The following is a 25770-nucleotide window of genomic DNA, read 5'->3' as shown; positions in this document are numbered from 1 at the left end:
TCTGATGGACATCGAAACCTTCACGGTAGAACTCCCGGGTCAGTTGCTCACCGGTGCCTATGTGCTTGGCGCATGGCCTCGGGAGATCATCGAAGTGGAAGTGCCTTTCCAGCCACCCACCACGCTCGCGCTGGACATCTTCGAGATATCAGACAAGCGTCGAATCCTGGTCTGCACTGAGCTTGCTTGCAACCAGGGACGGAGCATCACAAACAGCTGGCCCGACTTGGCAGATCACCTGTTCAAGCTTTTGGGCGGACAGGAGACGCAGCTTGTTTTTATCGAGCACTATTGCGCCGTATCCTATCGAGACCGTGAGGTGCCAAGTACGTACGACCTTGTTGATCTTCGGTGGATCTCGGGTCACGCAAGTTTGCTAGGCTGGACGCGCCTAAGCAGCAAAGGATAGAAAAATGGGATACGGTCTAAATCATGACCAGGTAGAGCTGATGAAAGGCCCTACGCTTTCCTCATCACTGCCTGTCGTCTTCGACAACAGCGAGAAGATCGACGGCATCGTCATGCGCTGCCCAGAGTGCGATCGCACCGTCCCGGACGTCCTTGTCCGAGGTCGGGTGCAGCGGCCGACGGTGCATGTCGCGGTTGTCGACGCCGGGTGCTACTGTGAGCATTGCGACACCTTTGGCATGCAGACCCTGCGGTTCTACGACGACGGCCGGGCGATGTTTTTTAACGGTAAGGCCTGGAAAGAGTTCGATGCCGATCCGCCCAGCTTCTGGGATCGGGCAAAGCGATATTTCGCTCCTCGGCACAACATCTAACTGTCGCCACGCTCAGAAGAAGAATCGCCCGTCTAGCCTATAGACGGGCGATTTGGCATCAAGCATTGGACTAAATCAGGCAGCTTTTTCGAAAACGACCTCTGTCGGTGTGTTTCTGCGCACGACTACTGTCTTTGCCAACTTGTCGTGCCAGCCCTGTTTGCGGGAATCAAAAGCGCACCAGATTAGCCCCAGGCCAAGGGGAATGCACGCAAGCAAGTACCCGAAATACCTACCCACGTACTGACCTGGTGTCGCTGCCTCACCAGATGAGGCATCAACAATTCTCAGCCTCAATGCCATTTTTCCAGGCGTAGCCTGCTTCGCAATCCAGAACCAGAGTACCGCAGCCACAGGAGCGATCCAGGAGATCAGAATGTCGAAGAATCCCTGCGACAACTGCTCTGAGACAAAGTACTGGTCGCCGTAAACTGCGTAGAGAAGCGGCAGCGAGATCATTAGCCAGAGCAAAGAGTCGATCAAAAAAGCACCGAATCGAACCCAGAAGCCAGCGTACTGAAGGTCATTTGAATTTTGCACAATAAATTCCTCTAAACGGCAATCAGGAAACTTCACTTCAAACGAGAAGAAAGAACTAGAATTGAGCCGCTAATAGCGGAACAATGCGGGGTTCTCGGATGAAGATGCTCAATGAAAGCATCCGCCAATGGGAAACCGATACCCGGTACTACTGCGCCATGGTGGATACTGACCTTTTCGGACAGGTTGTCTTGAGGCGCTGTTGGGGCGGGAAAAAAAATCGGATGGGCGGAATGGCTAGTGATCCTTATGGGACAGTCGATGAAGCGCAGCAGGCGATGGAAGTGCTCGCGAAAGTTCGTAAGCAGCACGGCTATCGCCTATTGAACTGAGCTGAACTGGTCTATCAGGGCCTTACGGCTGCCTCCGCAACGTCCTGGACATACTGTCCTCGCGTGAAGCGATAGGTGGCCTTTTCAAGGGTGGAATACTTGTCGCCCTTGAGGCCTTCGTATGTCATCTCAAGATTCGCCACAGGTTGCCCCGGAACGGTGACGATGCTCAACGTGCCGCTGAAATCCATGCAGGCCCGGTTGAATGCTTCGAACTTCGCTGTCGGCCCATCGCACTTCATTTCCTTGTTGTGCGCGCCAGCAAAGATACGACCAGCCGGCGAAAAGGTCCCGTCAGCAACCATGAAGAGGTCAAGGAAGTGATCGGCCCCCTCGAAGTTGTCGATACGATTACGGACGATCATGAGGAGTTGGTCTGCAGAAACCCTTTCAAACTGGAAAGAGGTCTGAGGCGTGACTTCCCCACGCGTACCGTTCGTGAAAAGGTTGGGATTCACCACCTCCGGAACCCAGCGTTCGTCTTCGCCCATGCGAAAACTAACCAAACCGACCTGAGCGCCAACGTCCACTAGAGAATAGGGCTCTTCCTTCTTGAAGAAGAAGAAGTGTCGGCGAACACCGTTGGTAATCAGTTCCTGCTCAAACCACACAGGCGGTAGAGACTTATCGACAGCGGCCATGAGTCGAGACGCGATAACGATGTGAGGCGACGGCTGTTTCGCCTGAATCAGCGTTGGCTCTGGGCAATCTTGCACAACGGTAGTCGGTTGGGGTGCGTCAGTATTGCTGAAAAGGGTGAGCGCGATTGCGCCCAGCGCAAAGCCCGCCGATACTGAGAGCAACGGAATGAGGTATGGAATCTTTCGGTTATTTTTCAATTTTCTTTCCTCGGTGTGTTTCTGAAGGAGAGGGTTTCAGGCTTGAAGAGAACCTTGACTGAGCCGATAGGGCCGTTTCGTTGCTTTGCAACAATCAATTCGGCTTCGCTTTCGGCTGATTGTTCTTCGGATTTCGTTGCGCCTTCGCGATAAAGGAAGATGATTACGTCGGCGTCTTGCTCAATCGAACCGGAGTCCCGTAGATCCGACAAGATTGGTCGCTGATTGGATCTGCGGTCGACGCTTCGGTTGAGTTGGGATACGGCAATAACCGGGACATTGAGCTCCTTCGCGAGCGCCTTGATCGACCGAGATATCCCTTGAACCTCAAGGTTACGCGTCGCGTTGTCGACTTCATCTGCGGTGGCCATTAACTGAATGTAGTCAACGATCACCAAGGCCAGTGATCCAGCTTTTTTGGCCGTTCGTCGGGCTCGAGCGCGCAGTGCGTTGGCGTCCAGGCGGGCTGAGTCGTCAATGTAGATTGGCGCTGCAGACAACTTTGCAAGTGAGCTCGCAAACACATCTTTCTCAACCGCAGAAATATTCCGGGTCCGTAGAGTGGAGTGCTTGATGCCCGACATAGATGAGAGCATGCGCAGGCTCAGCTGCTCCTTGGGCATTTCGGGTGAAAAGATAAGGACAGGAAGGCCACGTCTAAGACCAACCTCCTCTGCAATATTCAGTGCAAGTGTTGTCTTGCCGTGGGACGGCCGCGCACCAATCACAATAAAGTCGGCAGGACAAAGACCAAGGGTGATTTGGTCAAGTCCAGATAAACCGGTAGAAAGCCCTTGAAGTCCATTCGGCGACGGGACGGCCGTTGCATCGCGGAAAACAGCGCCTACGAAGTCTCTCGCAGGAACCGGCCCATCCTCCTGGCCAATTATCTTCCCTGTAACGCGAAGCATCAGTGCTTCGGCCTCATCAAGAATCTCTTCTGCTTTCTTGGTTCCGGGGTCGTGAATAGTCTGCAGAATTCGGTTACAGGCTGCGCCCAAGTGCCGCAACACCGCCTTGCTTCGTATGATTTTCGCGTACGAAGAAATGGCTGCCGTTGAGATTGCACCGTTGGCGACCTCCGCTAGGTAGGCAAAGCCCCCTGCTTGTTCAAGCGTACCTTTGGCGGCAAGAGAATCGGCAACCGTAATGAGGTCAACCGCCTTGTTTTGCGCATAGAGGTCGAACATGGCCTGATAGATCAGTCGGTGAGCCTGGTCGTAGAAGTGCTGTACTTTTACGACGTCAATCACCCTGTCAAAGAACTGGTTATCGAGCAACAGCCCCCCGATCAGTCCTTGTTCGGCAGGAATCGAGTGTGGGGGTAATACTCCAGGCTGAACAGGCGGAGGGTTGTCTTTACGGCTCACAGCGCACCCTTTGGCGACTCATCTGTCCCGTTGAACGACAGAGTTGTGATAGCAACCTTGGTTGCTGCATCCCGCCCAAGTCGCGGATCGGTCTCCCACTGTCTCGCGTTTAGAAACTGAGCCGCAGTCGGAATCGTTCCGGCCTCCTTTCTTGCCCATTCATTGCTTAGTTTCCATTTCTTGAGACCGACTGTCAGTTGCTTGAACAGAGCTTCATCATCATCAAAACCGATCAGACCCCAGACGGACCATGCTGCTTGAATGTCGGCTTGACGTGGGTAGGCTGTGATGAACTCAACAAAGCGGGGAGATTCGCGCGAGAGGATAGTGACACCAGAGTTGGAGAGTTTCTCCTCGATAAGTTTGTTCGAAACACGAATACGATTCCTCAGAAAAGTCCGAGGGTCGGTCCGGGGTCGAACCGTAGGCTGCATGGCGACCTGTCGCGCCTGCTCGATCTCGGCCTTGATGTTGCATAACCGGAACTCACTCGCAAATGACTGGATTTCTTCCTCGGATGGAGCCCACCAGAAGATATGGTCTGAAGATCCGAAGGGGATCGATAGAAGATGATCCTGAGAGGAATTGGCAAAAAAGGAGTCCTGTTCGATCTGTTCTGAGCGCTTGGCTTTGGGCTTGCTGATCAAGCTTTTGAGACGTGGGTGATGGAGTTCGTCATCTTCTCGCACGAAAAAGCTCATCGCGATCTTGCCTGTCGCAAGCAGCTCCGGCTCACTTTGGGCGCCGATGATGCGCGCCAAGTGGTGAAGGTTTGCGCCTTCTGTCAAGCCGCCGTGTTTAGCTGGAAGTACGAAACCATTACTCTCAATGTAATTGTCCATCATGACGCGGTAAACACCTTGCTCAAGCAAACTCAAGCCCGCGGTTTCATTGAGAACAGTTTCGGTGTCGTATTGATAGATCATGTTCTTGATTGAAGAGTGACAGACTTTCCGCTCTAGGATTTCTTAACCCAAGCGCTGATGTACGCGGCAACATCCGAGGCGAGGCAACGGGCACGAGGGCCGCGCCCGCTCCCCCTTGGGAGTTCCTCCCGCGAAATCCTTCTTACAGAGGCCGAAGAAAGTCTGAGCTCATCCGCGACTTCACTGGTCTTAAGAATCATCCCGTACCGCTCGACTAGCTCTGCCTCTATCCGGGCGCGGTCGTCGTCATCGCTCCTTTGCTTGGGGTGGCTTGGGCTAGCCATCGCATATAAACTGTTTGGAACTGTTGCGATTCTAAGCGAATTATTCATAACGCAGCTAGGCGAACATTGATAACACTGACGGAGAGTGCTTGACTGATACAAAGAACTATCGCCACGAAGTGCTCGTGGCCCTTCGGAATGCGCCATCCCCGATGCCCGTGCGCAAACTTCTGAGGCTCTTCCGACTGGCGAAGCCAACTAAAGCACTGAGGTCTGCCCTCTTTGAGCTTGAGCGGGAAGGAACGATCGTCCGTGGTGTAAGCGGTGAGAGCGTGATCTGGTTTTTGCAGGGATAACCCCTCCTCCCTGCCCTGCCAAGAGGGGTTCCGTTCAGCGGCCCAGGAAGCAAGAACAGTGCAGCGAGCCTGAGCATCGAACCTATTGGGGACGCCGTGCTCCGCCGAGTCGTTCCTCTAACCCATACTAAGGAGTATGCGTTTTGAGATTTGACGACTTCTTCAGGTCTGGTAATCTGCAACCCAAGTCGAACGAGTTGCCCTACTTGTTCCTCTGCCTCCAGGAGAAGGCTCCCAGATCTCCAACAGATACCGCAGCAGTCAGCGCTGCCATCTCCTTGAAAAAGGAACTGCCCCGGACCAGATCGGGTGCTGACATCTGGTATACGATTTCCACGACATCAGTCGCCGATGTTCTCCTTGTAGTACTGCCCTTGCGCTGGGCAAGGTGGCGGCGCCCCAGCACTTACACACGGCATCAGTCGTCGATGCTCTCCTTGTTGGTAACTGCCCCCGAGCCGGGCGGGGCGACGACTCCCGGCACGAATTCTTGGCGTCAGTCATCGGCGCCCTCCTTGATGGTTGCTGCTCCCGCGTCGGGCGGGGTGATGACACCCGACACAGACACACTGCATCAGCCGTCGATGCGCTCCTTGGTTGACTGCTCTTGCGCCGGGCAGGACGACGGTACCCGGCACCCCCTCTTCTACAGCGTTCGCTTCAAGGCCTTGTCGGATGCGTAACCCCGATAAGCCGCTGCCGTTACGTGACGCGTTGCTCCGCTTCTTCCCTGCGTTCGATCCAACCGCCGCTGGCGAGCAGCATCCGATAGCACGCCTTTGCGCTCACATCGATCACATGAGCCACCTTCGATACGGGTGGGCCTCAACTGAGGATGCATTCGATGCTGAGATGGAGATGCTGTGCGATCTGCTGGACGAAGCCGAAGCACCGTATTTCATTCGGTACATTGTTTCCCGCGACATTCTCGTAGTCCCAGAATACTTCGCGAAGTGGTCGAAGCGAGTTCAGGGGCTTGGTATCGAGCTCTGCTACGGAGGCACTCAGGATCAGCGCTTTTGGGCAATCGAGACTTACTTCACAGGCGAAGGCAGCGCCCTGGTCGACGTCGGATGCGGGAAAGGTTTCTACCTTCTGCGCCTCGCCTCGCGCTACAAGCACGTCATTGGCTTCGAAGCCCAGGGGATGGAACGTGAGCGGGCGGCGCAAGCGATGGCGGCCGACGGGATTGAGCACGTGAGCCTCGAAGGCGCGTTCGGAAAGCAGCTTCTACCGGAGCACGCCGACGTCTTGCTCACCGAGGTCGTTGAGCACATCCCTTACTCGAAGGCGATCGAGCTGGTTCAGGCGGTCAGTCGGCAGCGCCCAAGGCTCTTCGTGATCACCGCCCCAAACCGGGAGTTCAATCCGCACTACCGGATTGAAAAAGGGTTTCGGCATCAGGATCACAAGTGGGAGCCGACTCGTGCAGAGTTCGTCGAGTTCGTCCGGACCGCAACCCGTGGTCACGCCCTGGAGGTTCGGTTCCGCGCGGTCGGCGACAAGGTGCAAGGGGTGCCCACCTCGTTGATGGCCGTTGTCTCGTGCTGAGCTTTTCATATCGAACTTGCCGCATACCTTCCTTGCAGACCTAACTCAAGGAGATGAGCATGCCCGCACTGCTGATGCCGAAACATTCCTGGAACCTCCAGAAGAAGGCTGAAAAGCCGACAAAGCAGGTGTGCGCATTGCTGCGTCCTCCTGCTGCGTGACCCACAGAACCCGATCTTGCCTCGCGCTCGATCGGGTTCTTTTTTTCCACACCACGCCCATGGCCCCTCCTCTCACTGAGACCTACCTCGGACTCCTTCAGCTTCTACGCGATGCGCGCCTTGTATTCGACGCACACACTAACGCCATTCTCTACCTCATCCCGGTCTTTCTCATCTGCGCCTGGCTCCAAGCGCTCCATGCGCGGTCCGGCCTCTACACCAAGAGCCTTTCCCTGCTCGCCGGCGTATTCATCCACGAGCTCCTGCATCTGCTCGTTGGTGTTCTAACCTACGCAAAGCCGGTGGCGATGAGCATCATCCCGCGCCATATCGACAAGGGCTATTACGAGCTCGGGCATGTTCGACTCAACAACATCCGATGGTTCAACGCCGTTTTCGTCGGATTTGCGCCCCTGCTTGGATTCGTTGGCGTCGCTATCTTCATTCACTGGCGCACACGATACGGATGGTTTTTCTCATGGTGGGATCTACTCGCTTGGTATGTTCTTGCACAAGTCTCCATGAGCGCGTGGCCATCTACCAGTGATATCAAGATTGCGCTTAGGTCGTGGCCCCTGTTGATTCCTATCGCAGGCTATTTCGCCCTTTAGCTTGAAGGTAGAAACCACATTTGACAAGGATTTCAGCGCTGTTAGGATGAGAATTAATAAGCGAAACGATTATTCGAAAACACTAGGAGAGAAGGTAGATGGCCACCCCAAAATTTAAGTTGGCATTCACAACGCCCGAGGACGTCATTCACTACCGGGCAAAGAAAGGATTAAATCAAACCGAGTTCTGGGGACGCGTTGGAACCACTCAGTCGGGTGGCTCCCGCTACGAAAGCGGCCGGAATATCCCTAATGCAACAAAAATGCTTCTGACAATAGCCTATGGCACTCAGAAGCAAGCCGAAGCGATTGTTAACATGCTTCGTAAATCCACCGAAGACCAGTAACACCTCAGGAGAAAGATCAGATGCAAAATTTGCAGACCAACGAATACGAAGTCGCCGTCGAGCCCGGCCGCGTGCTCGTCAGCATGAACCCCAGGGAAGTTGAGAAGACTCCCCCTGCAGCGGCTTTTGCAAGCCGCCACCTCGCGGAAGGTGCCATCACCAAACCGAACGGCGCAGCGTTTTACGGCGCCCTCAATGAGGATGGCGAGCTTGTCCGGACGGTTTCGATGGCCATCGCAGACCGTGCCGCTGTCGCAGCGTTAGTCGCCGGCTGGATTGCTGAAGGCCTTGAGGTCACGAAGCTCTCCATCAAGGATCTCGTCAAGTACGCTCGAGCCATCGAGAAGCGAGAAAAGGATGAGGCCTTGCTCGCCAAAGCCCAGGCGGAAGCCGCGCAAGCAGAGGTGTCGCAAGAGCCGGCGGCTGAGAGTGCGCCTGAAACACCGAGTGCGGAAGCGCAAGCCGCTCAGGCCATTGCGAGCGCTGCGGCACACTCCAGCGAGAATGCTGTTGAGGCGTCTTCCACGGCAACCGACATTGCATCACTGCTAGGCTCGGACGAGCCGGCGTCGGCCAACGCACTGCCGATCGAGTAAATTGAAGCACAGCGATCACCCCGGAGGCGGGTGATCGCTTCCAGAGAGACGAAAATGTGGATCGAAGCGCCATTCACGCCCGCTCAGATGCAAACCCTCAACGAGTACCAATTTGGCGTCAGTGATCATGGCCCCGGACACCCTTTCCTCTGTGGAAAGAATGACGAAGGTCACCACGGAACCATCGACGGCAATCGAGGGCTCCTGATCGCAACCTTGTCAGGGTGGCGCTGCCTCTATTGCGATCACAACCAAATCGAAGCGTTTGAGCCCTTCACCAAGACTCATGAGGGCGAGGTGCGATGGGGTGATCTTGTGATTGAGGCAGTCCCCGGCAAGATCGACACGCTCATCGATCAACTCGTTGAACGGCTCCTCCAAGCAAACCAACCCGCCTCGCCCTTCTTTGCAGAGAAGGGGAGTGCTCGGCAGCGCATTCAGCACCTTGTCGGAATCGCACTCGAGTCGCTGTATCGACGCAAGCTCGCTTACGAGGGGGTCGAAACACGGCCTGGTCGTGCATTCTCCGTGAACGAGCAATGGGTCGCTGTAGATGACGGCCTCCCACCTGTGGGTCGAGAGGTGCAGGCGCTTTGCAGGCTCTCCGAGGTTACAAACCCCGCACACCCCGCCTTTGCCGTCGGTTACCACATCGTTCGTACAACTCGCTTTTCTGCCCTGCCCTCCGGGAGTTTTATGGCCGAAAGCGTGGGCTGCGGCCAAGTCACACACTGGCGTCACGAAAGGATCAACGAAAATGCGCTACTCGCTTGAGGCCGCTGCGAAGCTCCTCCGTGAGGCGACCGGCATCACGGAAATGCCCGAGAACTGCGATGGCCTTGCGGCCTGTCTGAATGCCGCAACCGATGGCCTCGTAAAGATCGCTACCGGCCAGGTGGTCCATGTTTATCGAGGCCTCTGCCCCGACGCTGTCACAGGATTCGATTCCCGTGACTCGGACTGCCCCGCCTGCAAAATTCTTCAAGAGATACAGCAGTGAAAACCTACCGTGTGCGCTTCGTGAAGCCTGAGTCGGCAAAAGACGTCACGTCGATCACAGCTTCTAGCCAGGAAGAAGCCGCCAATGAGTTCATGACCATCAACTACGCTCACGGCTACGTGGTGCCCGCTGCGGCAAGAGGCGCCTCCGAGACGCTGTATGCCGCAACCGTGGAGGTAAGCGGGATCGATTCACCACCCCAGCAGTTCGTGGCTCGCTATTTTTACGCCGGGATCGGACGCTCCGGCGGTGTTCGCCCACCGAAAACATGCTCATCGATGCCTGACTTGTGCAAACGGCTTGGCGTGGATGATGACTTTTTCGATGATGAATGGATGCTGGAGGAGAAGCGGCTGTGATTCGCAATGAAGCTGCAAAAACCCTGAAGTTGCTCGCTCAAGGGTTTAATCCGATCACGGGTGAGGCGCTGCCATCTGGCGGCATCCTCTCTGAGCTTACAGTTGTTCGAGCGCTGTTTCTGGGCGCAGAAGCCCTGCAACAAAAGGTCGCGGCATGTTCTGAGACGGGCGAGGCGTCCAATCAGGGGAAGCCATGGAGTGAGGCGGAAGACGAACGGCTCCGTATTGGGTATGCAGAAAAGATGAGCCCCCACCAGCTTGCGCAGGACCATCGTCGTTCGCTTGGCGCGATCAAGTCCCGGCTTGTTCGTCTTGGTTTAGGTGAGGCAGACCCGACCCCGATGTGAGCGGAACAGCCCACGCACCCGAAGCCGTCTTTTATCACCGGCAGCCCACCATCTCATGAAGGCAGCAACAACCTTCAAGGAGAATGAATCATGGGGTACGGGGTTTGGAATCCATCACTGCTGGAAGATGACTCGCGGGCACTTCACGTTGCGTACGCAAAAGCCGAGGACGAATCGGACGAGGATGAGGTGGACTTCGTCAGGCAGTGTGATGAAGAAGACATGCTCGCAGCAGCCGACTCGATCGCCGCGGCCTTTGATATTGAGGTCGATGAGCGTGAGGGCTGGTACAAGAGTCACGGAGACCGCTACCAGTTTCTGAGGTCCCGATTCGAGATTGACAAGGCGGGTCTGTTCTACCAGCAGGAGCCGTTCATGGGGCGGGATCTGTGCTTTGTGGTTACTCCGATCTACACGCTGGATTCGGATCACGCGATCTGGCGCTACGACGACAAGGAGTTTCACGCAGAGTACGGGATAAGTCCGGAAAAGTACCGCAGCATTGCCTGGAAGCAGGCACAGCATCTCGAGGAGATGTTGATCGCAGCACTGATGGATGACGGTCATGAGATTCATGCAGGCTGCGGCCACATGATGAGCAAGGTTGAGCCCAGCACGACCTTTGCGAAGGCAAAGTCCAGCCTGATGGCGAGTCTTCCCAAGAAGATGCAGCAGGCCATCCGTCACCAGCGGCGATACGGAGAGGCTTTGTCGACCGGACGTTCATCCTGTACGAGCACCGAACTTTGGTTCTGACCGACTGACCCATGCGCCCCTTTCTCAAGGGGCGTTTTTTTTCGCCTTTTGTCTTATCATTAATTCAACCGGAACCCAAAGGATTTCAGTCAGATGGAAGTCGTCAGCCCCAAGCCCTCTGAAGGGGTGCCTAAGCCTCGCAAGAGCGTCGCACACATCGCACGCCTTCACGTACGCAACCGCGAAGGGAAGAGGACGACGATCTCGCTCGATCCAATGGTGATTTCGATACTGGCTGATCAACTTGGCAGCCGGGAGGAAGCGCGTGCCTGGCTCAAGGACGCAGCCTCTAGGACAAAGGCGAGAAAAGGCATCTCGTTCTCGCGCATGGTGCAAACTGCGGCGGTTCGTCAGATTCGCGCGCTATCGTCGGCAGCAACGACCTCCAACCCACTTTAGGACATCACTGTGAACTCAACTGCATTTATCCTGATTGTTATCAGTCACCTTCCCAACTATGCGGGAAGCACCATGCTCACACGAACCCCGATCGTGTCGATGCAGGAGTTCGGGACGAGCGCAGCGTGCGAGGATGCGAAGGCCTACATCGAAAATACCATCCTTGAAACACGCAAGAATCACAACGGCAACCCCACTTGGTCTCATGGCATGTACCAGCACATGGAGTGCAAGCCGAAGGGCTGAGATCCTCTCTACCAGCGTTCCGGCGCAGTGCTCCATCCATAGCCGGCCTGTCGTGCAGCGACCTCCACGCGGACTCAACCGGCTTGGGCGGGGGTGAAGCGGCGGGAATCGCGGCCGCGATTCGTTCAGTTCCCGGAAGCCTTCCGGGGCGTGCAGATGATTAGATGCCCTCTCAGCGCATCGGCCTGACAATCTAGTCACGGCTGCGCCTTATCCCGCCAAATCCTGTCGGCCACGACGACCGCTTGCTGCGCAAGCACGCCCAATTGGACGAGGTTTTACGGCGCACCGGATAATGCATGCATGCCATTTTCGGAGCAACGGATGACCACACTTGAATCAATTCTCACCGAATTCCGTGAAGCCGCCCGGTCCAACCGTGAGATGGGCGACAGGTTCGAACGCCTCATTGCCAACTATCTGCTGATTGACCCGCAGTACGCTGACCGGCTCGCCGAGGTCTGGCTGTGGTCTGAGTGGCCGGACCGTAGCGGCATGGATGTAGGCATCGATCTGGTCGCCCGTGAGCGTGGAACAGGCGACTACTGGGCGATCCAGTGCAAGTTCTACGATCCGGACTACGCCCTGCAGAAGGCAGACATCGACTCCTTCTTCACGGCCTCGGGGAAGCGCTTTGCGACCAGCCAGGGCGAGCGCTCTTTTGCACACCGGGTGATCGTCTCCACGACCGACAAGTGGAGCAGCAACGCCGAGAAAGCGCTCGAGAACCAGACCATTCCGGTCTCGCGCCTGTGGTTCAAGGATCTGGCCGAGAGCCCGATCGACTGGAGTCAGTTCAGCCTCGAGCGCATCCAGGACATTCGGCTGCGCGAGAAGAAGACGCTCATGCCCCACCAGGAAGAAGCGGTAGGCAACATCCTCGAGGGCTTCAAGGAAGTCGATCGCGGCAAGCTCATCATGGCCTGCGGTACCGGGAAAACCTTCACCTCGCTGCGCTTGATGGAGCAGGCGACGCCGGCCACGGGCCAGGTACTGTTCTTGGCCCCATCGATCTCGCTGGTCGGCCAGACGCTTCGGGAGTGGTCGTCGGAGGCGATCGAGCCGTTCCACGCCTTTGTCGTGTGCTCGGACACGAAAGTCGGCAAGGACGAGGAGGACATCAGCACGCACGACCTGGCGTACCCCGCGACCACCGATGCCCGCAAAGTCGCCCTAGCGGCGAGCGCACTCTCGCCCGATCGGCGTACGGTCGTGTTCTCCACCTACCAGTCCATCCAGGTGGTGGCCGACGCCCAGCGCCAAGGTTTGGGGGCGTTCGATCTGATCATCTGTGACGAGGCCCACCGCACGACCGGCCTGACGCTGCCGGGCGAGAGCCCGTCGGAGTTCGTGAAGGTCCATCACAACGAGAACATCATCGGCGCCAAGCGGCTGTACATGACGGCCACGCCGCGGATCTACGCCGAGGCCTCGAAAACCAAGGCGAACAACTCCGATGCGGTGCTCTTCTCGATGGATGACGAGGAGACCTTCGGTCCCGCGTTCTACCGGCTCGGCTTTGGCAAGGCCGTCGAGCTCGATCTGCTCTCCGAGTACAAGGTGCTGATCGTCGCCGTCCGTGAAAACGAGATGGCCAAGCTCGCCAACAACTTCAACAACGCCTACCGCCTGGACGAGAAGAAGGCGATCGACATCAACTTCGCGACCAAGATCATCGGGAGTTGGAAGGGCCTCTCCAAGCGGGGTCTGGTGGCAGTCGGCGAGGACGGCCAGGAAGAGACGCTCACCGAAGATGTCGAGCCGATGCGCCGGGCGGTGGCCTTCTCCAAGTCGATCAAGCTCTCGAAGCAGACGACGGACATCTTCAAGGACCTGGTCGCCGTCTATCAGCAGGCCCACGACGGCGCCGAGCCGACCGGCATGGTGCGCTGCGACCTCGATCACGTCGACGGCACGATGAACGCGCTCACGCGCAAACGCGCCCTCGACTGGCTCAAGGCCGACCTCGAGGCGGGCGACTGCCGCATCCTTTCGAACGCGCGTTGCCTCTCTGAGGGGATCGATGTCCCGACCCTCGATGCGGTGGTCTTCTTCGACACCCGGGAGTCGATCGTCGACATCGTCCAGTCGGTCGGGCGCGTCATGCGAAAGGATCGCACCGGCCGCAAGAAGTACGGCTACATCATCTTGCCAGTGTGCATGCCCTCGGAGAAGGTGAAGGACTACAACGCCTACATCGACAGCGACCCGCAGTTCAAAGGCATCTGGAAGGTCATCAAGGCGCTGCGGGCGCACGACGAGAGCCTGGTCGACGAGGCGGAGTTCCGGCGCCGGATTGCGGTGATCGACGGCGGGGGTGAGAAGTCGGGAGATGAACGCAGCGGCGAGAGCGAGATGCTCCCGCTCGACTTCCCGGATTTGCCCATCGATGCAATTAACGAGGCCGTCTATGCGGCGATCCCGAAGAAGCTCGGCGATCGCGAATACTGGAGCGAGTGGGCCAAGAGCATCGGCCAGGTGGCCGAGCGCCTGATCGCCCGCATCGAGGATTTGCTTGCGCGCGATGCGGCGCTTGCCGCGGAGTTCGAGGTTTTCCTGAAAGGGCTGCAGGACACGCTCAATCCGGCGGTGACCCGGGGCGAAGCGGTGGAGATGCTTGCCCAGCACATCCTGACCCTGCCAGTGTTCCAGGCGCTGTTCGCGGCTACCAACTTCCCCGAGCACAACGCGGTCGGCAAGGCGCTACAGCGCATCGTGGATCGCTTGGGCGAGTCGGCGATCGCCTCCGAGACCGAAGGCCTCGACAAGTTCTATGAGAACGTGCGTGAACGCGTCAGCCTTGCCAAGAGCGACAAGTCCAAGCAGGACATCATCCGCAATCTCTACGACACCTTCTTCCATAACGCCTTCCCGCGGATGGCCGAGCGCCTGGGCATCGTCTATACGCCCGTTCAGGTCGTCGACTTCATCCTGAGGAGCGCAGATGCGGCGCTGCGCAAGCATTTCGGGGAGTCGCTCGCAAGTTCCGGTGTGCAGATCCTCGATCCCTTCGCCGGCACGGGGACGTTCCTGGTACGGCTCATCCAGTCCGGCCTGATCGATCCTGAGCACCTGCCGCACAAGTTCGACCATGAACTGCACGCCAATGAGATCGTGCTGCTGGCCTACTACATCGCCACGATCAACATCGAAACCGCCTACCACGCGGTGACTGGCGACTACCGGCCATTCGATGGAATGATTCTGGTCGACACCTTCCAGATGACCGAGGAGAACGACCTCGTCGACAAGGTTGTACTGCCGGAGAACAACGCCCGTGCTGAGCGCCAGTTGGCGCAGCCGATCCGGGTGATCGTCGGGAATCCGCCGTATTCAGTGAATGACAACCCTGTGCCGTATCCATCCTTGGATGCCCGAATCCGGGACACCTACGCTGCACAATCTTCAGCGTCGAACAAGAACAGCCTGTACGACTCCTACATTCGTGCGGTTCGCTGGGCCTCAGACCGAGTGACAGATCGCGGCCTCGTGGCGTTTGTCACCAACGGCTCCTTCCTCGACGGCAACAATATGGATGGCTTGCGCAAGTGCTTGACTGAGGATTTCAGCCACCTTTATGTGTTCAACCTCCGGGGTGATGCGAGAACTCAGGGCGAAGAGAGACGCAAAGAAGGTGGTGGCATCTTCGACGCAGGGTCCAGAACTCCCGTTGCTATCACCTTCATGTTGAAGGACCCGACTCACATTGGCCCCAGTGAGCTCTACTACCACGACATCGGTGACTATCTGACTCGGGAGGAGAAGCTCGAGATCATTGAGACTTTCGGGAGCATCGATGCGCTGCCCTGGGAGAAAGTTACCCCTAATGCACAAGGAGACTGGGCCAACCAGCGCGACCCTGCCTTCGATAAGTTCATTCCTGTGGGCGACGGCGGCGACTCATCGATCTTGCCTATCTTTAAGCCCTATTCGCTGGGGGTCAAGACGAACCGCGATCCTTGGGTCTATAACGCAAGCCGCGAGGCGCTATCGTCGACTGTTCAGAGCATGATAAATGTGTATCAGGCAGAGCTCGAACGGTATGCAAGCGTATGTGCAGAAAACTTGGACGGTCGGATTCCTGACATCGATAGCATCCTGAACACCGATCCCAAAACAATCGGCTGGACGGGAGCCCTAAAAGAGGATGTTAGACGCCGGAAGCCACTGGCTTACGAGGGCGCAGCACAAGTCGTGAGCATGTACCGTCCGTTCAACAAGCAATGGCTTTACTTCAGCCGTCGCTTGAATGAGCGTGTTTATCAGCTCCCTAAGCTCTTCCCAACGCCTAAACATCCAAATTTCGTGATCTCGAGCACTGGTGTTGCTGATCGAAAGGGCTATTCAGCCCTAGTCACGAATCACGTACCGAACATGCACTTGACCGACAGTGGCCAGTGCTTCCCTCTCTACTGGTATGAGAAGGTTGAGGATGGTGCTGAGCCCCAAGGCGAGATGTTTTCTTCTGTAGGGGCTCCCGACACCGATGGTTACGTCCGCCGTGACGCGATTACAGACTGGGCGCTGGGCGCCTTCCGCGGCCACTACGGCGACGCAACGATCACCAAGGAAGGCATCTTCTGGTACGTCTACGGGATTCTGCACTCGCCCGAGTACAAGCAGCGCTTCGCGGCCGACCTCAAGAAGATGCTCCCGCGCATTCCCTTCGCCGAGGACTTCAACGCATTCTCGGATGCCGGCCGCCGGCTGGGCGACTGGCACCTGAACTATGAGACGGTCGAACCGTTCCCGCTAACCGAAGAGGCGAAGCGCCTGGTTATGGAGCCGGATGACTACCTGGTGACGAAGATGACCTTCGGGAAGAAGGACGGCAAGCCTGACAAGAGCGTCATCGTCTACAACCCACACCTAGTGCTGCGTGACATTCCGCTCGAGGCCTACGCGTACGTGGTCAACGGCAAGCCGGCGATCGAGTGGATCATGGAGCGCTACCAGGTCACGGTCGACAAGGCTTCAGGCATCAAGAACGATCCGAACCAGTGGTCGGATGACCCGCGGTATATCGTCGATCTGCTCAAACGGGTTGTGAGAGTTAGCTTGGAAAGCTGCAGAATCGTCCAAGAGCTGCCACCACTCAACGAGTTTGTCGCATAAGGGGCTGAGCTTTCGCACTCATCCCAAAGCATCTCCTTGACGCAGCACTAACCAAGGAGAATCTGCAATGGATGGCACATTACGTGACGAACTGCTCGACGTTCTCGAGCGCATCCGGATTTACTCGGAGAGCAAGACCGCTTCCGAGCCAGGATTGGTCATTTACAGGGATGGTCTGAAGGTTCGTGAGCGGTTTCGCGCTGCCACGAAGGAGGATGAAGAAAACATCGCGCTGCTTCGGACCTGGATGGACTTCTGGTGGGGGCGTGCCAGATTCGAAAGCGCGGCAGAGCGTCAAGCCGCCTGGAAGGAAATCAAGGAGGCACTGCTTCGTGTCTGTAGCGACCGTACCTGCCTGACCTGAGCCATGCAGAAAGCCCGGAGCCATCCATCAAGATGGTTGTCCGGGCTTTCTATTTCCGTTCTTTCTTTTTTCTTAGCCAGAGGTCGTTTGACTGGCCTCGCATCTCGCGCAATCGACCGACCTGTGGCGCCCGTCTTTCCGGGCCGCCATGCCATTTGTCGCCCTGCGACCTTTCACGGACTCGAACCGCCCCCCGTCCTACCAAGCCTCGGCAAACGAGCCAGAATCGAACTGGCACTTCCTCAGTGACGACAGAAGTGTTGGCGCCGGCCGAAAACTGACCATCTAACGGGGTGAATTCCGGTTGAAGACTGACCAGGGTGTTTAACCTCTCTGCCTCATTTTGAGGCAGAGGACATGAGGTGATCACCATGGAACTGTTGGGGAAGGTCAGACGGATGCATTACCGGGACGGGCTGTCCCGTTCGGAGATTGCGCGGCGCACGGGGCTGTCGCGCAACACGGTGAAGAAGTGGCTGACGGCCCCTGAGGCCGTCGAGCCGCGTTACCGGCGCTTGCAAGCACCGGGCAAGTTGGATCCCTTCCACGGTGCGCTGTTGCAGGCGCTGGAAGCCGATGCGCGGCGCCCGAAGCGCGACCGGCGTACGGCGAAGGCGCTTTACGCGGAACTGAAATCGCAGGGCTATGCTGGCGGTTACACGGTCCTGACCGATTTCATCCGCCACTGGCGTGAGCAGGCGGGCGCGAACGCGCCGACGCGCGCCTTTGTGCCGCTGAGGTTCGAGCTGGGCGAAGCGTTCCAGTTCGACTGGAGCGAAGAGCGGCTGGTGATCGGCGGGGTCTGGCGGAAGCTTCTGGTGGCGCACCTGAAGTTGTGTGCGAGCCGAGCCTTCGTGCTGATCGCCTACCCGAGCCAAAGTCACGAGATGCTGTTCGACGCCCACACACGCAGTTTCCAGGCGCTGGGCGGGATTCCCCGGCGCGGCATCTACGACAACATGAAGACGGCGGTCGACAAGGTCAAGAAGGGTAAGGGCCGGGTGGTCAATGCACGCTTCTCGGCGCTGTGCTCGCACTATCTGTTCGATCCGGACTTCTGCAACGTCGCCTCGGGATGGGAGAAAGGTGTCGTCGAGAAGAACGTGCAGGACAGCCGGCGGCGGATCTGGCAGGAGGCCGGCACGTTGCGCTTTGGCAGCTTTGCTGAGCTGAACGCCTGGCTGCTGGCCCGTTGCCAGGCCCTGTGGCAGGAAGTGCGTCATCCCGAGTACGCGTTGTCGGTGGCCGAGATGCTCGAACACGAGCAACCGCACCTGATGCCGATGGTGTCTGCCTTCGATGGGTATGTCGAAGAGCCGGGCCGCGTGTCGAGCACCTGTCTGGTGACGGCCGCCCGCAACCACTACTCGGTGCCGTGCGAGCTGGCGGGCAAGCTGATCAGCAAGCGGTTCTATCCGGAGCGCATCGAGATCGTGTTCGACGAGGTCGTGATGGCAAGTCACCCGCGCCTGTTCGAGCGGGGGCAAACCCGCTACGACTGGCGCCACTACCTGCCGCTGGTGGAGCGCAAGCCCGGGGTGTTGAGGAACGGGGCGCCGTTTGCCGAGATGCCCGAGCCGCTGGTGCGGCTGCAACGCCTGCTGCTGCGGCGCGAAGGCGGTGACCGGGTGATGAGCCAGATGCTCGCGGTTGTGCCCAAGGCCGGGCTCGACACGGTGCTCGTCGCCGTCGAGTTGGTGCTCGAATCGGGCGTGGTCAGTGTGGAGCATGTGCTTAATGTCATTGCCCGGCTCAACCAGGCGCCGTTGCCCGAATCGGTGCCGACCACGCTGCAGGTCAAGGAGGCGCCGGTGGCCGACACCGGTCGCTACGACCGCCTGCGTACCCAGGAGGCTGATCATGCGTGAGCTCGGCGCCGAACTGAAAGCCTTGCGTCTGTATGGCATGGCCAGCACCTGGGCCGAGTTGAGCGCCAATGGCGGTGACGTCGGGCTCCAGAGCGCGCGCTGGCTCATCGAGCGCCTGTTGGAGGCCGAATCCACCGACCGCGCCATGCGCTCGGTCCGCTACCAGATGTCGGCCGCCCGCTTCCCCGTTCATCGGGATCTGGCGGGTTTCGACTTCGGGCAGTCGTGCGTTGAGCGCAAGCTCATCACAGCACTGGCCGATCTGTCGTTTACCGACCAGGCGCACAACGTCGTCTTCATCGGCGGGCCGGGCACGGGCAAGACCCATCTGGCAACGGCGCTGGGCGTCTCAGGGATTACGCGTCATGGCCGGCGAGTGCGCTTTTACTCGACGGTCGATCTGGTCAATGCGCTCGAACAGGAGAAGGCCGCTGGCAAAGCCGGGCGGCTTGCGCTGTCGCTGCGCAGCATGGACCTGGTCATCCTCGATGAGCTGGGCTATCTCCCCTTCAGCCAAGCCGGCGGCGCCTTGCTCTTCCACCTGCTCTCCAAGCTCTACGAACACACCAGCGTGATGATCACGACCAACCTGACCTTCGGGGAATGGGCCAGCGTGTTCGGCGACGCCAAGATGACGACGGCGCTGCTGGACCGGCTGACGCATCACTGCCACATCGTGGAGACCGGTAACGAGTCGTGGCGCTTCCAGCACAGCAGCGCGGCCGCCAAGTCCCGCATCCAGTCAAGGGAGAAGAGCAAGCGGGCTGTAGCGTCTGAAAGCGACGGGGCTGACCCGTTCTGAGCCGGCGCGACGCGGGGGAATCTGCTTCGGGCTACGCCCTTCGCAGATTCCCCCGCGTCGCCTCTCCCTCGCTCGACAGCAAGCACACAGGAGGGCAAACAGGACCGCGAATCCGATACACTTATCCACAGCTGCAGCAATGACGAGCAGCTATCGCCCCTGGTCAAAATTCAACCGGTACACCTGGTCAATATTGGACCGGCGCCGACAGACAGAAGCGTCCCACACGACTGACCACTGCGCCCGCATCGGGCCGGGTGTTGCCGCACCTCCGACAGTCGTTAATCCACCCTCGGCAAAAGATGGCGATCTGCCAGTGGCCATGCGTGTGAGGCCTGTCTCTCCAGGCTGTCTCGCCGCCGAATAGACCAGCCGAGACCGATCTACCGAGCAATCGCCTATCTCGTGCTGTGCGTTGGCACTTCCATTACAGGGGCGATCCCCGCCGTAGCTAAGCTGACTCGCCACGGATTACGGTTTTAATGACAGAAGGTTGTCAGCCCAGCCGTAAAAACCACTTCAACAGGAAAGAGGGAGCCTGACAGCGTTAGCAACCTGCGTCCGTCCGTTCGCATTACTCGGCAGCCCTGTTCAGCTTTTTTCACGGGACGCCCTCTTTCCTGTTGATACTGGCCTTTAGCCTCGCCAGTGCGGAGGGTGTGGAGGTGTGCTGCTACGCCAAACGGGGCTTCGGCCTTACCGTCTCCGGGGTGCCTCTGCGCTTACCAGGTGGCCCATGCGCAACTCGGTCTCAGGGGAGCAACCCCATTGCTTCAGCGACGAGCGACGCCGCCTTGCTGTGTCGCAAGCGGATTCCCGCAAGCAACCTATCGACCTTTCACGCGGCTTGATGCCCTTCGGCCGCGCTACCCTGTCACTACATGCCCTTGCCCGACTCCTTAGCTGATGGCTGCTTCTAAGCCAACAGTCCAACCCACAAGGAAGGCGACTGATCTGCGCGCCCAGATTCCGCAACGTGGAGGGATTTCTCCCTGTGCGGCAGTCGCCTTTCTTGTAGGTGCCGGCCCTTCCCCGGCTTGCCGCATGCGCCTTCGGTTCTCGGCATGCTTCGGAACGCTACCTTCTACCCGGCAAGAGGGGGACCGGTACGCTGTACTCAAGTAGCTGTGCATGCGGGTTGCGACCCCGCGCTCCGTCGCATTCCTTGTCCACCAAGTCGTTGGTGGCTCAGAAGCAAAGCCGCTCTGTCGCCGAATCAGCTACGCGGGGTCGGCCAAGCCCTCAAAGAACGACCTTGCTTCTGAGCGCCGGACTTTCACCGGCCTGCCGTGATTCCCCACCACGATCTTGCTGCGTTACCTCCCGCCTCACCGCACGTTCCACGGCGCACCGCAGCCTTCGAAAAGTCCCGACGAGCAGTGCGTGCGGTCGCTGCCGGAACTGAACTTCAAGGGCAGGATAATGGGTTACAAGAAACGCTGCAAGTAACCTTTTTGATTCACTTAGAATCCCTTGCCAAACGACCCGCAAGTCCTTTTACTAGCCCGGCTATGGCATTTCCAGGGTGCAGTTCTAACCCAAGGAGATATCGTGGAAGCCTACATCCTGAACCAAGTTTTCGCTCATGTCGTATTCATGATCGGATACATCGCAGCGTCGGAACCACCTGAACTCACTCAGGCACCTGCTCCTGTTGTGGATGCGATTGTTGTTCAAATCGAACAACCTGGCCCGCCTCCCCCGGAACGGGTGATGATCGCTCGCGCTGGAGAGTGATCTTGAGTCTCTGACTCGACTCCAGGCCTCTCACTGATCCTTTCAGTCAGAGGCCTTTTTTGCGTTCACGCTCAGGCCTTCCTGATCGGCCAACCCATCGACTCACAGATCGCGATCGCTTCGTCCTTTGTCGGCGTGGCATCAAGCCAGAACTCGGGATTGACGTCAGGCAAGATCGCCCACAGGCAGTCACCCTTGGCGCTGTGATCATCCCTGTGCTCAATCACTACCCAGTTCAGCCGCTCGGCGATATCAAGGGCTTCTTTGAGCTGATACGGTGCGCCGGCCTTGAATCGGGCGGCCCATGCGGTTTGATCGATCATGATATGCAACCATCAAAAACCAAGCTGGCATCCGGCCTGTGCAAAAACTCGCAACGCCTCTGACTTACCGAACAGCACCCCAATGTAAAAGGCGATCAAGATCACGATTGAAAGCCGGACCAAGGGTCCGCGAAGACTCGCCCGTTTCTCATTGCTTGCATTATCTGGCTTCATGAAAACCTCCTGGTCTAGGGGCACACCATGCACCCCTCAAAACCAGTATCCAACCCACTTCCAAAATGATTGGCCCTCAAGACGAAAAATATTTCAGCCTCAATCCCACGGGCGCAGATCGGTGCAGACCGATCTCTACAGCGGCAGGCCATGTGTCGGCGTGCTCGTACGACTGGGCTCCACAGGAGGCGCTGCCACGGGTTCCGGCACCTCAACCTGAAGCCCGGGCAACGGACGCTTATCCCGAGAATGGTATCGATCTGTGAATCGCTCGTAGCCGGTCATCGAATCGATCGTCAGATGAGCGGGCCGCAGATAGACCGTCCTGGCCAGCGTCTCGAGCTCAGCCTCGAGATCGACCACCCCTTGCTTGAACCATGCCTTGATCGGCTTGTCCGGGCTCGCCCCGTCGCTCCAGGAGTAGCCCATTTCCAGCTTCAATTTGTCCTTCGCCTCGAAGGGCGCCCCTTCAGCCCAGACGCAATACGTCTTGCGCCCACTAACCTCCAGCAGGTGAGAGAGGATGGGGCGGCCGCCCGGCCCCATCTGCGCGAGGATGAACAAGGTCACCTCCGCATCCACCAAAGCCCTGTGTGCTTCGTAAAAGCAGCCTCCTATCTGGAACGCTAGCCACTCGAGCTTGGTAGAGCCAGTCATCATCTGCGACCAGGGTGCCTCACGCTGCGAACAAGCCCACCACTTTTTCTGAAAAGAAGGGAAGCGCAATTCGAGGAAGCCACGGTCAAAGGGCGCGTTGTGGGCCACCACCAAGTCTGCTCGGGCAATGAGCGCTTCGACCCGCGCATCATCGAACGTTTGCTCCAAGACATCCTCATCCCGGATGCCGGTCAATCGGGTGATTTCCTCCGGGATCGGCCGACCGGGGTCTTCGAAGCCGCTGTAGCGCTCAAGCACGCGAAGCACTTGGCCGGAAACCCTGTCGAACTCAGCCAGGACGAGGCCAATATCGATGATCTTGTCCGAATCCTTCTTGAGACCGGTCGTTTCGACGTCCACCACCAAGACCGAACGAACTCGGCTCACCTCAATCTTCTCATCATCGAGCTGATACGACTCTGCCGGCACGAAGCGGCGCAGCACCCGGTACTGTCCGGTGGCTCCCAGCGCCAATACCATCTGCTCGTGGTCCATCTTCCTCTCCTGCCCTGCCATCAATGCATCAAAACATTAGCTGAAACTGCCTTCCGAGCCTCCCCCACTTCTACGCGCAGGGCCTCGAGCTGCATGAGCGCCAAGTAGGCGCGATCTGCGGTTTCCGGCGTGCTGTAGGCGATCAGGAAGGAGTTAACAAGGCTACGCAACAGTCCGCCCGTATCATGGTTCTTGATCACCGACATGACGGCAAACTGGTCGAGAAGCTCTACCGGCGTTTCCGAGAATCGATCAGCGCCCATGCCCTTGATGATTTCAGCAAACAAGATCATCAGGTGTTCGCGGCGCTGTTCCGGAGCGAAGGGCTTACCACTCGCTGCATCGGCCAACTCAAGGCGGAAAGTGTGCTGCATCGCAGCCTCCACTCGGGAGGTAAGCAGCTTGGCGATTTCGCGGACCAGTTCGACATGACCAGGCACGGTTGCACGATCCATTTCGCTCATCGTAATGCCCTCTCGACCCGTTCTGCGAATGCATCGTCGTCTGTATCGGCAGCGGCTTCTTCAAGAAGGCTTTCGAGACTGGCGATGTACTGAAGTGTCTGCTCGGAGACGATTTCCACGCCCGAATCGGCGAGGGCGGCAGGGTCTAACGGCGCGTTTACGCTCTGAGCGTATTCGGCAATCAGCCCTCGAACATCGTTGAGCAAATTATCTTGGGCTCGAGCATCCAGCGGCATGAACGACATACAGCTTCCAGTGCCGCTCCTGCGGACATGCAGGCAAAGGTCGTGCGGTCGTCTTTTTTCCAGCGTTTCAGGCACTTATTTTCTCCGTTTCATCAGAATAAAGCGCCGCAAGCGCCTCCTCCCACACCCAGTGCGTCTCGTCATCCATCGCACCAGGTGGGAGTTCGAGGGCAGCATTTGCAGCCTCCGCGAGCTGCGTTGCACTACCGAACCCGTCCGCGTTGTTGCGCATCCACGACCGGACTTGTCTGCGATTGGCATTCGGTTTGGGCGGTATCACGCAGGGGCGCGGCTTGCGCTCCATCGTCGCTGCCTCGATCTCGCGCTGCCGATCGGTCACTGCACGGCCAGTCTCAAGCACCCACTTGTAGTAGCGATGCTCTTGTTTAACGCTCATGCGCTGCTCTCCTGGTCCGCCGCAATAATTGCCTCGCTTTCCAACTGCGGATCGAGCCAATCCCTGTTCGCAGGAAGTGCGTCCATGATCTGCCGTAGCAACCACCGGAGCCGACCATTACTTGCGGAGGCGATATCCAGCTTCGCCATTAGCGCGGCTTCTCGTTCGCTACCCATGCCAAGCAGACGAGCCTGTTCAAGTGCTTCGTCCCTCTCTGACTCGATGAGATCACGCAGACGCTCGATCTCATCGGCAGCCTGTGGACCAACGCCGTCCATCAGCGATTTAAGCTGTTCATCCCCCATGCCCTGCATGGCGCGAAGGCGGCCAATGAGATCGACCAATCCATCTCCTTCCAACTCTTCGTCAAACATCGGAACAATCCTTTCGCGCGGACTGAACGAGCGACCGATAGCCATCACGATCCAAAATCTCCTGCATTCGATCGTCAAGCACCTGGGGCATCAGCACCCAGCCTCCATTGACAGCAGGATCGCAAGCGACCCCCACGTGCCAGGTGATGAGCCGGCTCAATTTGAGCTTTGCCTGCTCGCAGCTCTCTTCGGGCTTTGCAATTCCAAGGAAAGAGCAAACCAGCTCGTCATCGATCGCGCGAAGCCAGCCACTTGACGCCGCCTGTTTTGCTCCTTCCAGCTGAGCTGATACGTCCTGCAGCGTGTTCGCGCAGTGCTGGTAGTCGGCAACCATGGCCCGGTACGCCAACTGCTGTGCCTCGATTGTTTGTCTTGCCCGGGCGAGCTCTTACTGTAGCCTGTCAATCGTTTCGCTTGTCGTCTCAGTCACGCGCACACCTCATGCAGCCTCGGCGTTTTCCCTGCCAAACTCAGGCAACGCATTGAGAGCCTCGTATGCGTCAGCTGAGATTTCCACTGCCCACCCCGGAATAACGGGGTCCTCAAAGTTGCGCGAGTAACCGCTTCCAGTAGGCCTGTTCTTCGCGTCAGGCGTGGAGACGATCACCCGCCCATCGAAAAGCGGTTTGGCGCAACAGTAGTGAAAGGTCGTCGGAAACCCGCACGCAACAACGCCGTAGATGCCGAGGCTTTTTTCGAGTGACCACTGCCAGATTTCCTGCAACTCAGCAGTGTTCTGAAGCAGATCCTCGAGCTTTTTGCCGGCGGCGGTTCTCTTGTCAGGAATTGCCACCCAGGCTTCTTCCTTTTCGAAAAAGGTGAACTTCCCAAGTCCCTCAACCTTGGCCGTTTTGGGGCGTTCCTTGAAGCTCATACCCCAGCCCTTTCCGGGGACAAAATACATTCCGGCCGCACCATAAGCCTCGATCTCGCGATAAGACGCACGGGCATCGGACTTAGAGCTTATCCGTAAATTATGTTGACGCTCAATGGCACCTTGCGGAAAGCGATGA

General features: G+C 58.0%; 32 protein-coding genes. 19 read left to right on the top strand and 13 right to left on the bottom strand.

All coding sequences use genetic code 11. The features are described from left to right. The first annotated feature begins 4 nt into the window (after window positions 1–4). Both V7Z75_RS12505 and V7Z75_RS12500 read left to right on the top strand, forming a co-directional pair. The gene (locus V7Z75_RS12505) at window positions 5–409 is read left to right on the top strand and encodes a hypothetical protein (RefSeq protein ID WP_011254741.1); all 405 of its coding nucleotides are present in this window, start codon (window positions 5–7) and stop codon (window positions 407–409) included. Window positions 410–413: 4 nt separating this feature from the next. Then, a complete protein-coding gene (locus V7Z75_RS12500; protein ID WP_011254740.1) occupies window positions 414–782 on the top strand; it encodes a hypothetical protein in 369 nt (122 codons plus the stop codon). 75 nt (window positions 783–857) lie between these two features. On the opposite strand, the gene V7Z75_RS12495 is transcribed toward V7Z75_RS12500, so the two are convergent. Continuing rightward, window positions 858–1322, bottom strand: a complete 465-nt coding sequence (locus V7Z75_RS12495) for an RDD family protein (RefSeq protein ID WP_334108995.1) — start codon at window positions 1320–1322, stop codon at window positions 858–860. Between the two features lie 98 nt (window positions 1323–1420). Here V7Z75_RS12495 and V7Z75_RS12490 point away from each other — a divergent pair, with 98 nt between their 5' ends. Beyond that, the gene (locus V7Z75_RS12490) at window positions 1421–1654 is read left to right on the top strand and encodes a WGR domain-containing protein (RefSeq protein ID WP_041647841.1); all 234 of its coding nucleotides are present in this window, start codon (window positions 1421–1423) and stop codon (window positions 1652–1654) included. Between the two features lie 14 nt (window positions 1655–1668). On the opposite strand, the gene V7Z75_RS12485 is transcribed toward V7Z75_RS12490, so the two are convergent. Genes V7Z75_RS12485 through V7Z75_RS12475 form a run of 3 tightly spaced genes read right to left on the bottom strand, consistent with a single transcriptional unit; the run spans window position 1669 to window position 4789 of the window. After that, on the bottom strand, window positions 1669–2493 hold the full coding sequence (locus tag V7Z75_RS12485; RefSeq protein WP_048704490.1) for a hypothetical protein: 825 nt from the start codon (window positions 2491–2493) through the stop codon (window positions 1669–1671). Next, complete coding sequence (gene dnaB / locus V7Z75_RS12480; protein WP_334108994.1) at window positions 2490–3863, bottom strand: replicative DNA helicase; 1374 nt, start codon at window positions 3861–3863, stop codon at window positions 2490–2492. The genes V7Z75_RS12485 and dnaB overlap by 4 nt, the downstream gene beginning before the upstream one ends. After that, the gene (locus V7Z75_RS12475; RefSeq protein ID WP_334108993.1) at window positions 3860–4789 is read right to left on the bottom strand and encodes a hypothetical protein; all 930 of its coding nucleotides are present in this window, start codon (window positions 4787–4789) and stop codon (window positions 3860–3862) included. Before V7Z75_RS12475 ends, dnaB begins: the two co-directional genes overlap by 4 nt. Window positions 4790–6044: 1255 nt before the next feature. Here V7Z75_RS12475 and V7Z75_RS12470 point away from each other — a divergent pair. The 16 genes from V7Z75_RS12470 (at window position 6045) to V7Z75_RS12395 (ending at window position 21628) form a co-directional block, all read left to right on the top strand. Next, complete coding sequence (locus V7Z75_RS12470; protein ID WP_334108992.1) at window positions 6045–6920, top strand: class I SAM-dependent methyltransferase; 876 nt, start codon at window positions 6045–6047, stop codon at window positions 6918–6920. A 220-nt stretch (window positions 6921–7140) separates the two neighbouring features. After that, window positions 7141–7692, top strand: coding sequence for a hypothetical protein (locus V7Z75_RS12465; protein WP_334108991.1), 552 nt, complete (start codon window positions 7141–7143; stop codon window positions 7690–7692). A gap of 98 nt (window positions 7693–7790) precedes the next feature. Continuing rightward, entirely contained in the window at window positions 7791–8039 is a 249-nt protein-coding gene (locus V7Z75_RS12460) for a helix-turn-helix domain-containing protein (RefSeq protein WP_334108990.1), read from the top strand. A 20-nt stretch (window positions 8040–8059) separates the two neighbouring features. Next, a complete protein-coding gene (locus V7Z75_RS12455) occupies window positions 8060–8635 on the top strand; it encodes a hypothetical protein (protein ID WP_048704476.1) in 576 nt (191 codons plus the stop codon). Window positions 8636–8689: 54 nt separating this feature from the next. Beyond that, a complete protein-coding gene (locus tag V7Z75_RS12450; RefSeq protein WP_334108989.1) occupies window positions 8690–9409 on the top strand; it encodes a hypothetical protein in 720 nt (239 codons plus the stop codon). Between the two features lie 222 nt (window positions 9410–9631). Next, complete coding sequence (locus V7Z75_RS12445) at window positions 9632–9994, top strand: hypothetical protein (protein WP_334108988.1); 363 nt, start codon at window positions 9632–9634, stop codon at window positions 9992–9994. Beyond that, the gene (locus tag V7Z75_RS12440) at window positions 9991–10341 is read left to right on the top strand and encodes a hypothetical protein (protein WP_334108987.1); all 351 of its coding nucleotides are present in this window, start codon (window positions 9991–9993) and stop codon (window positions 10339–10341) included. Before V7Z75_RS12445 ends, V7Z75_RS12440 begins: the two co-directional genes overlap by 4 nt. Before the next feature lie 90 nt (window positions 10342–10431). After that, window positions 10432–11097, top strand: coding sequence for a hypothetical protein (locus V7Z75_RS12435; protein WP_334108986.1), 666 nt, complete (start codon window positions 10432–10434; stop codon window positions 11095–11097). 93 nt (window positions 11098–11190) lie between these two features. Next, window positions 11191–11496, top strand: coding sequence for a hypothetical protein (locus tag V7Z75_RS12430; RefSeq protein WP_011254708.1), 306 nt, complete (start codon window positions 11191–11193; stop codon window positions 11494–11496). Window positions 11497–11568: 72 nt separating this feature from the next. Beyond that, window positions 11569–11742, top strand: a complete 174-nt coding sequence (locus tag V7Z75_RS12425; protein ID WP_334108985.1) for a hypothetical protein — start codon at window positions 11569–11571, stop codon at window positions 11740–11742. 324 nt (window positions 11743–12066) lie between these two features. Further along, a complete protein-coding gene (locus V7Z75_RS12420) occupies window positions 12067–16857 on the top strand; it encodes a DEAD/DEAH box helicase (RefSeq protein ID WP_334108984.1) in 4791 nt (1596 codons plus the stop codon). Window positions 16858–16924: 67 nt separating this feature from the next. Beyond that, window positions 16925–17221, top strand: coding sequence for a hypothetical protein (locus V7Z75_RS12415; RefSeq protein WP_048704459.1), 297 nt, complete (start codon window positions 16925–16927; stop codon window positions 17219–17221). A gap of 371 nt (window positions 17222–17592) precedes the next feature. Next, window positions 17593–19089 carry an IS21 family transposase gene (istA, locus tag V7Z75_RS12410; protein WP_037984367.1) on the top strand — a complete coding sequence of 499 codons (1497 nt, stop codon included), beginning with the start codon at window positions 17593–17595 and terminating at the stop codon, window positions 19087–19089. Beyond that, window positions 19082–19891 carry an IS21-like element helper ATPase IstB gene (gene istB, locus V7Z75_RS12405; RefSeq protein WP_276662074.1) on the top strand — a complete coding sequence of 270 codons (810 nt, stop codon included), beginning with the start codon at window positions 19082–19084 and terminating at the stop codon, window positions 19889–19891. Before istA ends, istB begins: the two co-directional genes overlap by 8 nt. 736 nt (window positions 19892–20627) lie before the next feature. Continuing rightward, window positions 20628–20798: a hypothetical protein gene (locus V7Z75_RS12400; RefSeq protein ID WP_334108983.1), complete on the top strand. Its 171-nt coding sequence runs from the start codon at window positions 20628–20630 to the stop codon at window positions 20796–20798. A gap of 644 nt (window positions 20799–21442) precedes the next feature. Next, entirely contained in the window at window positions 21443–21628 is a 186-nt protein-coding gene (locus V7Z75_RS12395) for a hypothetical protein (RefSeq protein WP_334108982.1), read from the top strand. Window positions 21629–21699: 71 nt separating this feature from the next. Here V7Z75_RS12395 and V7Z75_RS12390 read toward each other — a convergent pair whose 3' ends face one another. From V7Z75_RS12390 to V7Z75_RS12350, 9 genes are all read right to left on the bottom strand, one after another. Next, a complete protein-coding gene (locus V7Z75_RS12390) occupies window positions 21700–21951 on the bottom strand; it encodes a hypothetical protein (RefSeq protein ID WP_048704452.1) in 252 nt (83 codons plus the stop codon). 12 nt (window positions 21952–21963) lie between these two features. Further along, the gene (locus V7Z75_RS12385; RefSeq protein WP_334108981.1) at window positions 21964–22125 is read right to left on the bottom strand and encodes a hypothetical protein; all 162 of its coding nucleotides are present in this window, start codon (window positions 22123–22125) and stop codon (window positions 21964–21966) included. A 135-nt stretch (window positions 22126–22260) separates the two neighbouring features. Next, window positions 22261–23277: a 3'-5' exonuclease gene (locus tag V7Z75_RS12380; RefSeq protein ID WP_334108980.1), complete on the bottom strand. Its 1017-nt coding sequence runs from the start codon at window positions 23275–23277 to the stop codon at window positions 22261–22263. A 20-nt stretch (window positions 23278–23297) separates the two neighbouring features. Next, window positions 23298–23741 (bottom strand): hypothetical protein, encoded by a 444-nt coding sequence (locus V7Z75_RS12375; protein ID WP_011254669.1) that lies wholly within the window; start codon window positions 23739–23741, stop codon window positions 23298–23300. Then, the gene (locus V7Z75_RS12370) at window positions 23738–24061 is read right to left on the bottom strand and encodes a hypothetical protein (RefSeq protein WP_334108979.1); all 324 of its coding nucleotides are present in this window, start codon (window positions 24059–24061) and stop codon (window positions 23738–23740) included. Before V7Z75_RS12370 ends, V7Z75_RS12375 begins: the two co-directional genes overlap by 4 nt. Continuing rightward, window positions 24054–24383 (bottom strand): hypothetical protein, encoded by a 330-nt coding sequence (locus tag V7Z75_RS12365; RefSeq protein ID WP_048704442.1) that lies wholly within the window; start codon window positions 24381–24383, stop codon window positions 24054–24056. The genes V7Z75_RS12370 and V7Z75_RS12365 overlap by 8 nt, the downstream gene beginning before the upstream one ends. Further along, window positions 24380–24757, bottom strand: a complete 378-nt coding sequence (locus tag V7Z75_RS12360; RefSeq protein WP_048704439.1) for a hypothetical protein — start codon at window positions 24755–24757, stop codon at window positions 24380–24382. The genes V7Z75_RS12365 and V7Z75_RS12360 overlap by 4 nt, the downstream gene beginning before the upstream one ends. Continuing rightward, on the bottom strand, window positions 24750–25091 hold the full coding sequence (locus V7Z75_RS12355; protein WP_334108978.1) for a hypothetical protein: 342 nt from the start codon (window positions 25089–25091) through the stop codon (window positions 24750–24752). The genes V7Z75_RS12360 and V7Z75_RS12355 overlap by 8 nt, the downstream gene beginning before the upstream one ends. 105 nt (window positions 25092–25196) lie before the next feature. Next, window positions 25197–25770: hypothetical protein (locus V7Z75_RS12350; RefSeq protein ID WP_334108977.1), on the bottom strand; the 574-nt coding region annotated here is incomplete at its 5' end.

Source organism: Methylobacillus sp., assembly GCF_036844465.1.
Lineage (GTDB): Bacteria > Pseudomonadota > Gammaproteobacteria > Burkholderiales > Methylophilaceae > Methylobacillus.
This window is presented reverse-complemented; position numbering and strand designations above follow the sequence as displayed.